Raw genomic sequence first — 14,034 nt, 5'->3', positions numbered from 1 at the left:
GTGTATCATTCGGGTACTCTTATTTTAGAATTCCAACACTAGGAAAGTACCCACTCAGACCCTAATTCGTTTTTGCATACAGTACCCGAGACCCAATCATCTATGTTTTTAAAGGTAGTAGCGGCAATACCCGATAGGGCTTCTGGGGTCATATATGCTTGATGTGGTGTCAACAGTACATTGGGCAGAGCAAGTAATATTTTCAATTGTTGATTTTCAATACCCTCATTGGAATGATCCTTGAAGAACGTACCTTTTTCTTTTTCAATAACATCGGTGCAGTAGCCAGCAATCTCTTTTTTTTGTAAAGTGTCTATTAGGGCCCTTGTATCTACAATGGCTCCACGTGCCGTATTGATTAAAATGGCCCTTGGTTTCATTAAGGCCAACTTTTTCCTGTCGATCAAATAGTAGTTGTCATAGGTCAAGGGAATATGGAGACTTACGACATCCGATTTTTTCAAAACTTGGTCCATAGTCCCGTAGGTCACGCCACAAAGTTCGACTAGATCCGCATCCGGTTTTAAATCGCAGGCCAGAACCTTGCACCCAAAGCCATGCATGATCTTGACCATAATACTTCCAATTTTTCCGGTACCTATGATGCCAACGGTCTTTCCGTGCAGGTTTGAACCCATTAACCCTTTCTGTGAGAAATTATAACGGATCACCTGACTATGGGCCAAGACTATTTTTCGATTGAAAGCAAGTAGCAGCGCAGTAGCATGCTCGGCAATAGCGTGAGGCGAATATTCCGGAACATTGGCTACTTGAAAACCAAGGTACTTAGCGGTCTTGATCCGAATATTATTATGACCTGCAGAGCGCAACGTAATGTATCGTACACCTAAGTTCCAGAGTTTTTCAAGCACGATACTTGAAGCATCATCACCCGAGAATATTGAAACCGCTTTATAGCCCATGGCCTGAATAGCCGTATCGGTATCTAAGGCGTCTTCGGTATAGGTAACCTTGTGACCGCTTTTATTTGCGTTATCAAGAAAAGGAATTTCATATTCCTTTGCGCTATAGATCAGTACCTTCATTGTTGTTCGGTTTTCTAAAGATCAAATCTTGCTCTTCCATAGCGACCACGATCAGTCGCACATAATCTTTAATCGTCTTGTCAACATTGTCGGGATCTAGAATATCAACGCTGCCTCGCCATATCAATGAACGCTCTTTACCAACACATATACAGTATAGCGAAGTCTCGGCATTGTACACCGTATAGGTTTCATAATATTCATCCTCATAATAGATACTTTGATGCTTTCTATAATCTTCACTGAATCCTTCGTTACTATTGTAAAGATCATCTATGGACTTCATAAAAGATTGTCTGCTTTCAGACCCAACTATTTTTGTCAATAATATGGCGTCAAAATCCTTATCCAAAAGACTTTGTTCGAAGTTGTTCAGTTCTTTTTCGGTTCGTCTTGAATCGGTAAAGTTCACATCAAAAACATCAAGACTTCTGACGGCCTCTATATTTCTGGCTTCGAATTGTTTTTGCAATTTGGTCTCGAAGTTTGCTCGGGCTTTTCTATTATTACTGATACCGACAATCAGTACCTTATTTGCATCGAAGATGACGATATCTGGATTTTTCCAATTTTGGACCATCTCTGTTGAAGAGCATCCTATGAGGCCCAACAGGAAGAACAATAGTAGTTTTTTCATCATTTCCTTTTTATGGTTGTAGTCGTTCTCGTTTGTCTTTTTTTCTAATCGAGCTTAGCAGTTTAAAAAGTCGCTCTTTGATTGCCCGATATCCTTGGGTATAATCGTTCATTTCTCCTTTGAGTTCTTCGTGTGTGGCCAAATAGGCCTTTTCCATTTTTAGTTGATCGATATCATCAACAAGTATCTCCAGTTGATTTCCGTGGGCCTGCACCTTTTTGAAGAGCGGAACACTATTTTTTTCGGCTGTTTGGAGTTGTCCGACAAGGGTTTTGCTTTTCTGATAAATACTCGAGTCGATTAACTGAAGTGTAAATGATTGTACTAGCTTGTTCAAGAAAAGTTGCTCCTCCCTCATGAACTTCAGTTCTGAAAGCCAAAGCTTGGTCTCTTTATGTAGTTCATCAGCGCTCAACCATTGTATGTAGTAATACGTTTTCATCGTTTTGGATTTGAAACATGTGCTATAAAAACGTCAAGCGGATACCATCCGCTTGACGCATAGTGCGTATTACGCTACTTCGATAACCCTTTTAGGCTTTTCCGATGTTTCTTCGTTTTTCATAAGCCGAAGCTTTAGTATGCCATTGGTATAGGTAGCTTCCACATCTTTCGAATTGTCCACAGTTTTTGGTAATTGAAGGGACCTTCTGAAAGAACGATAGTTAAACTCCTTTCGGGTATACGCATCATTTTGCTCTTCCTCCTCTTCGTTCTTCACGGCGGATACTTCGAGAATATCATCGTTCATGGTAATCTCGAAATCCTTTTTTTCGAAGCCGGGAGAAGCCAACTCTATCTCAAAGCCATCATCATGTTCTTTCACGTTCATGGCGGGAAGCGACTTCTCTAAGTTGAAGAAATCGCTATGGAATAGGTCATCACGATCAAAGAAATCGACCAAATTACTATTCCAGGGAAATCGGTTTTTGTTAAACTTGATAAGTGACATAGTGTTCGATTTTTGAGGGTTAATACATCGATTCATATTCAAGGCTAAAGTATACTCCCATCACAAAATTTAAAATGATTTTGGTCAGTTACGAGCGACTAAGGGTTCGATTTGGGTTTATTTTTTTTCAAAATTCCCCCGGCATAATTGAATATTTCCGATTTCAGCATCTGAAAACTTTTCAAGCACTTGGTAACTTCGACTTTCATCGTGTCATGTCGCTGATAATAAGGTTCATCGCACTTAGAATCGGTACACCTTAACATTCCTACAAGATTTTTCTCATGGTTGCTGACAAGAGTTCCCAATTTCTCTTTTTGTTGCTTGACTTTTTTGAGACGGAATAGATAATCTTGGATGCGTTCGAATAAGTTCGGGGTCGTAGGCTGAAAAATATAAGCGTTCAGAAGATGGTCAATGAATAGTATTTCGTCTTGCATGAAGTAAAGGTTCGATTGCCATTGCCTCAACTCTTGATGCAAGCGCTCTACTTTTTGAGACTGATCGGCCTTTGTGAATTGATTTTGAGAGGTCATACGCTGCTATTTATAAAAATCCCGTATCAGGGCCACCACCTGATTATCGGTCATGCTATCCACTTTAATAACCGATCTTACTTTTGCTGCAAGTAGTCGGTGGTTATCGTTGAGCTCTTTTCTGAACTTAGTAGCGGTATCAGCGGGACCAAATATGATAATCGCTTCAGCATCTTTGACTAGTTCTGCGAGCGTATTGAAATACCTTTTAATTTGATGCTTTTTACGTTCCGAGTATTTGCTGTCTTGTACAACGTCTTGAGGGCCACCTTTCAATTTAGTGCCCGAACCTCCCGAAGGCCGATAATTTTCGACCTCCGAAAAAAGGGTTTGTCTGACTTCTCCTTTTTCCGTCAATGTGATGATATGTGCTTTCTGGATATCCATCCAAATTCCTATTTTTTTCATTATGCGGGTAGAATTAGATTACATCGTGCAAAGTGAGCACGGGTATTTTTGAATGGTATCCCATTTCTTTTACTAAAGGGTTGGAGAGTATGCTTCCAAATAAGCTATGTTTCTTATTGACAAATGCAATCATATCACTTTCCCTACTTTCGACGAATGCACTGATTCCTGATTTTACTTTTAGGTCTCTCAGTGTATGATAGCTATGATCGGTACCTTCAAGTATCGATTCGAGCAATTCCTTATTGCTCATTTGTTCACGATTTAGTTTTAATTCTTTTTCAATATGTAAAACCCGTATCGCTGCATGATGAAATGAGGCTATTTCCAAGAGGTAGTTCAATTCTCTACGCTTAAAATTGGTTTTGTAATCCGTAGGAAAGACAATCTCTTTGGGTGCTTTGAATCGAAGCTCTTGTGGAATTGCCATTACCGGACACTCGGTTACCTTCTCCATGACATCAACTGCGTTCGTTCCGAAGACCACACTTTCAGAACCTGTTGCTCCTTTTGTACCCATGATGACCATGTCAATATCATATTTGGCAATGGTCGATTTGATGGCGAACAATAGCGAATTGAAAGTTGAAATGGTGTGAAAGCGATGTTTCGGATTGTCTTGATTCAGCGCCAAAATATCCATGAGTTTTTCGAATCTCTTTTCCGAAGTGTGCCTAGCGTTTTCATAGGCTTGGTCACCAGGTTCAGGTACGAAAAACTTATCTATGGAATACCCATTGACCAAGTATGCATTCAGTAAGTAAAAATCACAGGTTTGGTCTTTATAGAGTTCCAGCGCATAACGAATTGCGTTCAGCGCGTTTTTTGAAAAATCGGTGGGTAATAAAATTCTTTTGTCCATATCTTGATAATTGAGATGATGTCATAAAATTAGAGGCCAAAGACCAACCGTGCTATGACCATCGTCAGTCTTCATACGGAATCACTAAAAATGGAATGTCAAGATCAAAGGCTATTCGTTTGATAACCGGTTCTCGGCTTATTTTTTCGAGAAAACTATGTTCGTAGTTGACCATGACGAGCAGGTCTATGTTCATCTCTTCTAAAAAGCCTTGAATTGCGGTAGCTTTACTCTTGAATAAGGGCATCCAATTTAAGGTGTGGTCGAAATCGGAGAAATAATCCAACAAGAGCCCTCGATTCATATGTTGTGTCTCAGTGAAAGTTTCCTCCTCATTAATATGCATGATTCGTATTTTACTATTGAATTGCCTTGCGATAAACCGCAACGGTTCTAAAAGTTCGACATCAAAATTGCTTTTGTAATCCGTAACAAAGGAAATAGCCTTGGGCGGGTTGAAATCTATCTCTTTGGGAATCGTCAGAATCGGACACTTTTTAATTCCACCAATAGCCCTAAGCACGTTGCTCCCCAAAAAAATAGCTTTCATTTCTGAACAACCACTGTTGCCCATTACAACAAGATCAATGTTTTTCTCTTGAATTGTTTCTTCTATGGCCACTACTAAATCACCCTGAACCGATAAGGTTTCGAAATCATAATTGGAGTCGGGCCGATCCCTTTTGATCCTATGATATGTTTCGCGTAGCCCATCGATCGATTGGTCGGCCAACGCTTGTGATTCCGAGACGGCATCTTTTAGACCGGACAATACTGTATTCTCATCATACACGTGTAGCAGGTAAAATTTGCCTGGTGAGTCCCCAAGTAGTCGGGTAGCATGAAAAAGGGCATTGTAGGCATTGGACGAAAAATCAGTGGCAACTAGGATATTTTTCATTTTCTTTTATTTTTTAGGTTCGGGGATGACCATAAACGGAATGGTGATATGAAAACCGATTTTCTTGATGACAGGTTCGATAAAAAGACGCTCGAAAAAAGTGTGTTTGTTCTTTATCATCACCAATAGGTTCATCCGTTTTTTCAATTGAAAATTATTGATGGCATCAATGATACCTTGGCTGGGCAAATCGTGGAACAAATGAGCGGTTTCCGCTAGTAGGTAATTTAGCTTCTGCTGGTTTTCTACTTGTTCTTCCGTTAATTCGTTACCCGTTGAAACATGCATCACCTCAATGCTCGAAATATGCTTTTTGGCAATGTCGAGTAGTTCCTGCAACTGCTCTTTTTCATAATCGACCTCATAGTCCGTTGGAAACAGAATTTCTTTTGGGGTTTCATATTCGAATCCTGATGGAATAGCAATTACAGGGCAGGTGACCTTTTTGATGAGGTGTACGGTTTGTGTACCCAATAAAATTTCCTTGGCCCCGGTGGCACCCTTTGTGCCCATAACGACCAAGTCTGCATTCTCATTTTCGACAAGTTGTAGCACCTCGTTCACCAATAAGTTAAATGATGCATGTGGGACGAATAGATGTTTTGGATTATTGAATTGAGTCGTTAAAGTAGCTTGTAGTTCTTCCAATTGCATTAGCGCATTGGCCTGATATTCATCCCCTAATGGTATTTGTCCTGGATTTCCCAACATATATTCAGGCTGATAAACGACTGGTGTATAGGTATGGACTAGATAAAAAACGCATTCTTCATCTGTAAATAGTTTCATGGCATATTCGCATGCATTGTAAGCATTTCGCGAAAAATCAGTAGGCAAGAGTATTTTTTTCATAATAGGTTCAATTAATTTTATCTTGAAATGTTCTGTAACACCAAAAAAGGAATCTCAAGATGTAATCCGATTTTGTCAATAGTGGACTGATATAGCATGTCTTCCATATAGGAATGTCTTGAGTTGACGATGACCAATAAGTCGATTTTCTTGTCAACGATATGTTTTGTAATGGCATCGGTTTTGTCAGCGTCTACGGTAGTTTCAAAAGTCAACTTCGCCTTCATCAAACAACTTTCAAGAAAGAACTTGTTATCTGCCTGGCGCGTTGAAAGTTCTTTGATAGGATTGATGTATAAAAAATGAATTGTAGATCGAAAAGAACCGCTCATCTGCCCAAGCAGTTTCAATTCCCTTCGCTTGTAAGGCACCAGGTAATCGGTGGGAAATAAAACTTCTCTTGGCGCATTGTATTCATATTTTTCAGGAATGGCCAGTACAGGGCAATGCACATATTTAAGTACTTGTAATGTATTGCTTCCGAAGTTTAAGGTCCGATCATTGGTCTTTCCCCGGGTTCCCATAACCACAATATCAAGGTTTTCCCTTTTTGTCCATTCATTGACTTCATCTACTAGGGCACCAAAGGCTGCCACGGTTTTATACTTGTGCTTCGGGTTTGGGGCGTAGCGCTTGACTTCGTGTAACAACTTTTTTAATTGAGCTTCTACGTAGTGGGCGGTCGTTTCTTTGAGCCCTTCCAAAAAACTGCGATTTGATTTGATATCTTGATCGTAAACTTCATCGGCATACGCGTGTAAAATCAGGAACTCACTTTTTTCATATTTGAATACCTGGCAAGCATATTTCAGGGCATTAAAAGCATTATCTGAAAAATCCGTTGGTATCAAAACCCTTCTCATGATATTTAGTTTTGAACCAAAATTAAGGGCCGTTGCTTCTTTAAACCATGATATCCGTCAGTTACAACAGTTCAGGATTTCTTATTTTCGCAGAACTGCAATTTTAGAGTGATGAAGAGTACTTTTGACAAAATCATAAAAACGGATACCCCTGTTCTGGTAGATTTTTTTGCAGATTGGTGCGGACCGTGTAAAATGCTGGCGCCCATTCTAAAAGAAGTAAAGGATGAACTTGGGGCCGCTGTAAAAATCGTGAAAATCGATGTGGACAAAAACCAATCTTTAGCGCAGAACTATCAGGTTAGGGGAGTGCCCACAATGTTGCTTTTTAAGAATGGTAAGCTTGCATGGCGACAATCTGGAGTGGTACAAAAGAACGATATCATAAGCGTAATCAAAGCATATTTGTAGCGCTAGGCTGCTTCCTTCATACATTTTTTGATCAATTTGTAGGCCCAATCATAATGACTTGAGGTAGCCGAGATGAGGTACGCGGCCAATGAGGTGCTGCCCGTCCAGATATATTTTTTCTTTTCGAAAAGATCGGCATCCGAATGCTTTTCAATTCGATTTTGAAGGGTTTGGAAGGAACTGTCCAATAGTGCCCTTGCCTCGTTCAAAGAAATGTTGGTATACTTCTCTTGAATCTTGCGATTTAAATCGGGTAACGTTTTCCAAGTATACCCCTCGCTCGGCATGTTAGGCATGATACCGGCCATCCCAACTTGATACCATTCTAGAAACATAAGGTGCCAATGATGCAAATGCGCTATGACATCTCGTATGTTTCTGTTCAGATACCCTTTGGGAAATTCATTTCGATACTGGTTCTCAGGTAACGAATCAATATGGTCCATAAGTCTCTTGTAATTCTTTTGACTTAAGGAAAGTAGCGCTGATTTGGTTTTAGGTCTTGGCATTTTTAATTGGATTATTTTACGCTTTACGCTTTACGCTTTACGCCTTGCGTTTTGTGCTACACCTTGTAAGTTTTTAGTTATTTGCTTCGTGTTGCCGATTGGTCCGGGTTTGTCATTTCAATTTTTCGACTCTCATGGATTTTATGGAGTAAGGACACCAAATGTACCTTCTAAAGAGCGGCATTGATTTTTATTCATGCAGTACCAAAAAAGGTATTTCCGTATGATAACTTATTTCTTCCACTGCGGGTCGGAATAAGATCCGCTGGAAAAAATTCAAGTTTTTGGCCACCATGGCAATCATGTCAATATCCCTACTTTCAGTGAAACACTGTACTGCAGTTTCTAATTTTGTACCGGTCAGGGAATGAAAACTATGGGCCACGTCCACCAGATAATCATCTAAAAAATCCTTCTTTTTATTTTGCGATTCCGTTAGCTCTTCTCCTTTTTTTGAAATGTGTAAAATACGGATAATGGCGTTGTTCAGGGTAGCCACATGAATCAAGGTATCCAAGACGTTCACGTCGTAACTGATATGATAGTCCGTGGGGAACGCTATTTCTTTCGGATTGGAAAATACCGCGCCCTCAGGAACTGCCAACAATGGTCGTTTCACTTTAGTGATAACATCACCGGTATTACTGCCTATAGTGACCTTTTTCAATCCAGAAGCTCCTTTGGTTCCCATGATGATAAGGTCTATTTTCTTTTCTTCGGTTTCTCTTTTAATGGCATCTATGAAGTAGTCATGAATAGCAGATGTAACAAAAGTGTGCTTGGTGTTCAAAGGAAGTTTTTCAATGCGATTCAATAGTTCCTTCAATTCTTTTTTACTGTCCTCAAGTACATAGTCCTTGAAATTTTCAGCAGCACTACGTATCGCAGTTCCAGCCCCGGAATAGGGAGGTATGGGATTGATATTGAGCAGATGGAAGGTGCATTTTGACTTCTTGAACAATTCAAGTCCGTACACAATGGCGTTCCATGCGTTTTTTGAAAAATCAGTAGGAATAAGAATTTGATTCATGCCGGTTTGTTTAGTGGTTTACGGCATAAAATTAGAACCATCATCTGACCAATAAAATGACGAAGGTCATATTTGCACCCGCTTCATGTGATTCGTTTTAAAGCGTTTACATCCATAATTTTAATGTTTCTATGATCAATACGTATGAGTCCCTCTTTCTTAAAGCTAGATAGCGTACGAATAAGTGTTTCTGTTGCCATACCGGCGACACTGGCAAGATCACTTCGTAAAACATGAAGGTTATCGTCGGAATCTTTTTGCAGTTTTTCAGAGAACTTGAGAAGGGTAAGGGCCGTTTTTCTACGGACCGAACCGTAAGCCATTTCCAAGAGTTGTTCCTTTGCTTCCGACAGATACTCCGATAGGGCCTGCATGAGTTCCATGGTCAAGGCATGGTTCTTTTCAAGAAGATTTTTGAGTTGCTCGGCCGAGATACTCATCATTTCGATCTCTTCCATGGCCGTTGCATATTCTTGATGAGGGGTGTTCTTAGTGAATGAGGTAAACCCGAAAAAGTCATCGGCCTTGTAGATGCCGGTAATCAATTCTTTACCCATTTCATCAAGTTTGTGGGTCTTCACGATTCCCTTGATAATGAGGTATACCCTGTTGGAATGCATACCTTCTCGATAAATACATTCCCCAGCCCCATAATTCAAGGCTTCACCGTGATCATCTATGAAATTTTTGAGCTGATGAAGGCTGTGCAGTATAGGGTTCCGGTCGGAAGGTGCTGCTATGACGGTCTCTTTCGATTCTTTAAGAATGGCTATTTTCGCCAATCGACTCTCTATGGCACCAATCAATTCTTGCTCTTCAAATGGTTTGGTGAGATAATCATCAGCACCGAGATTCATTCCCTTGCGAATATCTTTGCGTTCGGTCTTTGCGGATAGAAAAATAAAAGGAATACTTTTGGTACTTGAATTTTCCGATAACGCTTGCAGTACGCCATAGCCATCTAATTCGGGCATCATAATATCGCAAACAATCACATCCGGTAGATAGTTTTGAGCTAGTACGACTCCTTTTTTACCGTCCGATGCGGTCTGTACTTCATAATTGGATAATTGCAATAGCTCCGCAGTCGTCTCTCGCAGTATGGTATCGTCTTCGATCAGTACTATTTTTTTCATCCCAGTTGTTTTATGCTATCCCATATATTTGAAACCTACGCCTTTGGCAATGTTGTAAAATGTATGTTTAAGTTCATTTCCGGTTGATCCGTTCTATTTTCAGGGTGCTTCCAAAGGCCTGGATCAGCTGCCATTTGCATCTGCCAGGGGTAGGGTGACCGTGAACGTACTTCCCTTATTTTCATGGCTTACAAATGAAATGCTACCGTTTAAGTTCTCTAAGTGTCCCTTGATGATGTGCAAACCAATGCCCGTTCCACTATTCAGTACGGCATTTTCAGCCCGAAAATAGCGTTCGAAAATGTGTCTTTGGTCTTTTTCGGGAATACCTATTCCTTGGTCGATTACGCTAAAAATAATTTGATTGGTGCCGAGTTCTATTTTAAGGTCAATAAGTGTATCTTCCGAAGAATACTTGATCGCATTGTGTAATAGATTCGTTAAAACCAAGTTCACAATTTTCTCATCTTGGCGAATAATGACATCCTCTATATTTTGTGGATAGGTGATGCGCTGTCCGATTTTTAATAGCATGTTGGAGTTGTAAACAACTTCGTTGATCACCTTGCTTAACGAAAAATCGGTAAACCTGTAGACCTCTTTCCCTTCCCTCAAACGTTCAATGGAAAGAAAATCGGTAAGAATGGTATTCAATCGCTTTACCTCGCCAATAATGGTCTTAAGGTGCTTATCTCTTTTTTCTTGTTGCTCCTCTTTTTTGTATTTGCCTACCAGGGTAGCCGAGGTCATAATTCCGCTCAAAGGGGTTTTGAATTCGTGCGAAACCAACGAAAGAAATTTAGTCTTCAATTCATTGAGTTCCCTTTCCTTTTGCAATGCGTTCTTTATTTTTTTCTCAGCAGATACCCTTAACTTGATTTCTTTTTTGAGTTCGGCCACGGTGTCTCTTAATTCTACCGTTCGCTTCTTTATTTTTTTCTCCAAGTTTGCATTGAGCTCATGTATTTCGCGCTCCCTTTCCTTGACATCGGTAATGTCGATGATAAGTGCCATGACGTAGGAGTTTCCATAAAGCGAAAACGGATTGAGTCCTATTTCCAACGGAAACTGTTCCTTATTTTTTCGCAACCCGAATAACTCACGTCCATGAGCCATTCTTCGTTTGTTTCTGTTTTTGTGATATTGTGCGACGTGCTTTTTGTGGAATTCGTGGTGAGAAGGTGGGAGTAAGATGTCTAAAGAACTTCCTTTGAGTTCATCAGTCTCATAACCGAACATTTCGTTTGTTCTACTATTGGTCGCTACGATAATCTGATCTTTGTTGACGACTAATATCCCTTCGGATACTGCCTCCGAAAGTAAATTGAATATGTTGCTATTCTGATCGAAAACCCTCATTTTTCTTTCGAGTTTCTTTTACGTTTACTTCACCTATTTGAAGCCTACTTTTTTATGGTTTGATTCCTTACCGATATCTAAATGACAAAAATTCAGAGCATGCTATGCCATGTATTCCAATAAAAAATGGAAAGATGAAGCAAAACGGGCGTAAAGCACATGACCAAGGTCATAGGTGCCTATGGTATTACCAAATTGCTTTTAACTACAAACGGGAGAGTTGACTTTACGGGACTATCCTGTTACAAGGCTATTTTTTTGGTGGTTGACCAAGTATAAAGATAAGAAAGTAGGATGACAAATAACGCTTTGATTTTGTGCCAATTCGTTGTTGTGGGTTTCTTTTTTTGTGTCATAATTTGCGCCAGGCCAGTGCCGCAGGTCCCAAAACCGAGTTGTTTCCCGGACTGTCTGAAATCAATACCTTTACCTTTCCCCTGTAGGCCTCGAAAAGGTGTTGTTCCATGCTTCTGACAGTAGGTGTAACCAAGATTTCCCCTGCTTTACTCAGCCCGCCCAGTAAGATAAAAGCCTCTGGATCCAAGTGTGCCGCAGTGTCCGCCATTTGTACCCCGAGCGTTTCAGCCGTTTGTTTAAAGGCTTTTAACGCAATGGGGTCACCCTGAAGCGCGGCATCTGAGATAAGCTCACCAGTCATGTCATCAAAACTAATACGGCGCAACGAAGAATCGTCGCGCATTTCGGCAATAAGTTCAAAAATAGTGCGTCGTATACCCGTTACCGAAACATAGGTTTCCAAACACCCTTGTAGTCCACAGTTACATTGTCTTGCATTTGGGCTCGAATCTACGTTTACATGTCCTAGCTCACCCGCCATTCCATGTTGGCCTATCAATAAATTACCATTTGAAATAATTCCGCTGCCAAGTCCTGTTCCTAAAGTGAGTACCACGAAGTTTTTCATTTCCTTTCCCAGTCCGAACTCTAGTTCGCCAACTGCTGATGCATTGGCGTCGTTGGCAAGCGCTATGGGTACTCGGTATACTTCTTTCAGCGATGCTGCCAAAGGCACTATAGTGCCCCATCGAAAGTTAGGGGGATTTTCCATTGCCCCAGAATAAGGATTAGCATTTGGCGCACCAACACCAATTCCCATAAGTTCCTGATCTGTTTTTTTCTGAGATTGAAGAGCTTCAATTTCAATTTGGAGCCGCTGAAAGAAATCGGCGAAGGCTCCCTTGGCACCTGTTTTGAATGTTGTACTATTGAGAATCTGACCGGAAGAATCGACCAAACCAAGCTTGGTATAGGTACCGCCAATATCAATGCCCAAAACAACTCCCTTTTTCATGGTTTCAATAAACGAACAAAGTAATTGAAAAATCCGTTTGCCTTACATGATAAAAATCATTTCGTTCGGATGATGCTATGGCTAAATTTGATTTATTGAACACCAGAAGCTATGAAGGCGATCGCTACAATTGATAATCTGAAATCGAAGGACTCAAAAAACTGTATTGTCCGGAATTTAAGTCGTATTCTCAACCTACGCATTTTGGATATCGATCTGGAGCATAAGACCGTTCACCTTGTTTACGATAGTATGCTCGCCTTTGAAATGGCGAAACGCGAGCTTTTGAGCATCGGTTATCCCATTACAAAATGTACCTATCAAGAACCGAACCTTCAGGAAACGACAAGGGATTCCAAATTACCTTCCGAGTTTTAAACCCTGTAATATGATGTTACCAAGCGAAAAAATAGGCAATGAATTTTATCAAAGTTTAGGTAAGCTGTTTTATGCGGTCGCAATGGCCGATAAAAATGTTCGCCCAATAGAGATAGAACGGTTAAATGAAGATGTTCAAAAGTATTGGTTATCCGTTGATGCCATTGAAGATGAATTCGGTACGGATGCCGGTTACCAAATAGCAATCGTATTTGACTGGCTACAGCAAGAGGAGAAGGAGAGCAATACCTATTATCAGGAGTTTGTCGACTTCTACCATGAACACCCCAGCAAATTCAATACAACTATTAAGCAACTCATCTTTAAAACGGCTGATGATATCGCCTCGTCATTTGCGAACAAAAACAAGTCTGAATTGATTCTTTTGGCCAAATTAAGATTGCTCTTACACTAAACATCGGTTTGATATTTGAAAAGAACCCCGACGGGTCACCCGCGGGGTTCCTTTAGACGTTCTGCTTCAATGCTTTGAGAAGATTTCCTTTCGTTTCTTCAGTTGCTTTTCTACATCTTTTATAGAAGCTATTGCTGCTTTTTCAAAATGTTCTTCATGAGACTTGGCAAAAATTCGTGGTCCGGGAGCGCTTAATTCTATTTCACATATTTTTCCTTTCTTACCAGGGTCATTCTCTAGTTTAAAATATACCTGCGCCCGTATGACCCAATCATATTTTTGGGCTAATTTCTTCAATTTTTTAAGCACGAAAGCGTCCATACTTTCACTTGTCGGCATTTGTACGTATTGTATATCGATCTTCATCGCACGTTTATGTTTTTAGGTTAAAGTGTAAATATAGAAGCAACTTTTTTCAATGTGCATG

General features: G+C 40.3%; 19 protein-coding genes. 3 read left to right on the top strand and 16 right to left on the bottom strand.

What is annotated here, in order from left to right; translation table 11 throughout:
* Positions 1-38 precede the first annotated feature (38 nt).
* From ACKWCA_RS14915 to ACKWCA_RS14870, 10 genes are all read right to left on the bottom strand, one after another.
* A complete protein-coding gene (locus ACKWCA_RS14915) occupies positions 39-1,046 on the bottom strand; it encodes a 2-hydroxyacid dehydrogenase (RefSeq protein ID WP_413979018.1) in 1,008 nt (335 codons plus the stop codon).
* Positions 1,027-1,686 carry a hypothetical protein gene (locus ACKWCA_RS14910; protein ID WP_413979017.1) on the bottom strand — a complete coding sequence of 220 codons (660 nt, stop codon included), beginning with the start codon at positions 1,684-1,686 and terminating at the stop codon, positions 1,027-1,029. The genes ACKWCA_RS14915 and ACKWCA_RS14910 overlap by 20 nt, the downstream gene beginning before the upstream one ends.
* A 7-nt stretch (positions 1,687-1,693) precedes the next feature.
* Positions 1,694-2,125, bottom strand: coding sequence for a hypothetical protein (locus tag ACKWCA_RS14905; RefSeq protein WP_413979016.1), 432 nt, complete (start codon positions 2,123-2,125; stop codon positions 1,694-1,696).
* Between the two features lie 69 nt (positions 2,126-2,194).
* Positions 2,195-2,635, bottom strand: a complete 441-nt coding sequence (locus ACKWCA_RS14900) for an Hsp20/alpha crystallin family protein (RefSeq protein WP_413979015.1) — start codon at positions 2,633-2,635, stop codon at positions 2,195-2,197.
* A gap of 98 nt (positions 2,636-2,733) precedes the next feature.
* Entirely contained in the window at positions 2,734-3,171 is a 438-nt protein-coding gene (locus tag ACKWCA_RS14895; protein WP_413979014.1) for a hypothetical protein, read from the bottom strand.
* Between the two features lie 6 nt (positions 3,172-3,177).
* Positions 3,178-3,579, bottom strand: coding sequence for a pelota family protein (locus ACKWCA_RS14890; RefSeq protein WP_413979013.1), 402 nt, complete (start codon positions 3,577-3,579; stop codon positions 3,178-3,180).
* Positions 3,580-3,592: 13 nt separating this feature from the next.
* On the bottom strand, positions 3,593-4,441 hold the full coding sequence (locus ACKWCA_RS14885) for a universal stress protein (protein ID WP_413979012.1): 849 nt from the start codon (positions 4,439-4,441) through the stop codon (positions 3,593-3,595).
* A 64-nt stretch (positions 4,442-4,505) separates the two neighbouring features.
* Entirely contained in the window at positions 4,506-5,342 is an 837-nt protein-coding gene (locus ACKWCA_RS14880; protein ID WP_413979011.1) for a universal stress protein, read from the bottom strand.
* Between the two features lie 6 nt (positions 5,343-5,348).
* On the bottom strand, positions 5,349-6,194 hold the full coding sequence (locus tag ACKWCA_RS14875; protein WP_413979010.1) for a universal stress protein: 846 nt from the start codon (positions 6,192-6,194) through the stop codon (positions 5,349-5,351).
* A 17-nt stretch (positions 6,195-6,211) separates the two neighbouring features.
* Positions 6,212-7,057 (bottom strand): universal stress protein, encoded by an 846-nt coding sequence (locus tag ACKWCA_RS14870; RefSeq protein ID WP_413979009.1) that lies wholly within the window; start codon positions 7,055-7,057, stop codon positions 6,212-6,214.
* A 111-nt stretch (positions 7,058-7,168) separates the two neighbouring features.
* Here ACKWCA_RS14870 and trxA point away from each other — a divergent pair, with 111 nt between their 5' ends.
* A complete protein-coding gene (trxA, locus tag ACKWCA_RS14865) occupies positions 7,169-7,468 on the top strand; it encodes a thioredoxin (RefSeq protein WP_413979008.1) in 300 nt (99 codons plus the stop codon).
* A gap of 2 nt (positions 7,469-7,470) precedes the next feature.
* On the opposite strand, the gene ACKWCA_RS14860 is transcribed toward trxA, so the two are convergent.
* The 5 genes from ACKWCA_RS14860 to ACKWCA_RS14840 form a co-directional block, all read right to left on the bottom strand.
* A complete protein-coding gene (locus tag ACKWCA_RS14860) occupies positions 7,471-7,977 on the bottom strand; it encodes a ClbS/DfsB family four-helix bundle protein (RefSeq protein ID WP_413979007.1) in 507 nt (168 codons plus the stop codon).
* Between the two features lie 190 nt (positions 7,978-8,167).
* A complete protein-coding gene (locus ACKWCA_RS14855) occupies positions 8,168-9,007 on the bottom strand; it encodes a universal stress protein (protein WP_413979006.1) in 840 nt (279 codons plus the stop codon).
* Between the two features lie 83 nt (positions 9,008-9,090).
* Positions 9,091-10,143, bottom strand: a complete 1,053-nt coding sequence (locus ACKWCA_RS14850) for a response regulator (RefSeq protein ID WP_413979005.1) — start codon at positions 10,141-10,143, stop codon at positions 9,091-9,093.
* Between the two features lie 123 nt (positions 10,144-10,266).
* The gene (locus ACKWCA_RS14845) at positions 10,267-11,502 is read right to left on the bottom strand and encodes a PAS domain-containing sensor histidine kinase (protein WP_413979004.1); all 1,236 of its coding nucleotides are present in this window, start codon (positions 11,500-11,502) and stop codon (positions 10,267-10,269) included.
* A gap of 352 nt (positions 11,503-11,854) precedes the next feature.
* Positions 11,855-12,814: an ROK family protein gene (locus ACKWCA_RS14840; RefSeq protein ID WP_413979003.1), complete on the bottom strand. Its 960-nt coding sequence runs from the start codon at positions 12,812-12,814 to the stop codon at positions 11,855-11,857.
* Positions 12,815-12,925: 111 nt separating this feature from the next.
* Here ACKWCA_RS14840 and ACKWCA_RS14835 point away from each other — a divergent pair, with 111 nt between their 5' ends.
* Together ACKWCA_RS14835 and ACKWCA_RS14830 are read left to right on the top strand one after the other, a co-directional pair.
* Complete coding sequence (locus tag ACKWCA_RS14835; protein ID WP_413979002.1) at positions 12,926-13,192, top strand: hypothetical protein; 267 nt, start codon at positions 12,926-12,928, stop codon at positions 13,190-13,192.
* A 10-nt stretch (positions 13,193-13,202) separates the two neighbouring features.
* Complete coding sequence (locus ACKWCA_RS14830; RefSeq protein ID WP_413979001.1) at positions 13,203-13,607, top strand: hypothetical protein; 405 nt, start codon at positions 13,203-13,205, stop codon at positions 13,605-13,607.
* Positions 13,608-13,673: 66 nt separating this feature from the next.
* Here ACKWCA_RS14830 and ACKWCA_RS14825 read toward each other — a convergent pair whose 3' ends face one another.
* Positions 13,674-13,973, bottom strand: a complete 300-nt coding sequence (locus tag ACKWCA_RS14825; protein WP_413979000.1) for an HPF/RaiA family ribosome-associated protein — start codon at positions 13,971-13,973, stop codon at positions 13,674-13,676.
* Positions 13,974-14,034: the final 61 nt, after the last annotated feature.

The sequence above is a fragment of the Maribacter corallii genome, assembly GCF_047345415.1.
In the GTDB taxonomy this organism is placed as follows: Bacteria; Bacteroidota; Bacteroidia; order Flavobacteriales; family Flavobacteriaceae; genus Maribacter_C.
This window is presented reverse-complemented; position numbering and strand designations above follow the sequence as displayed.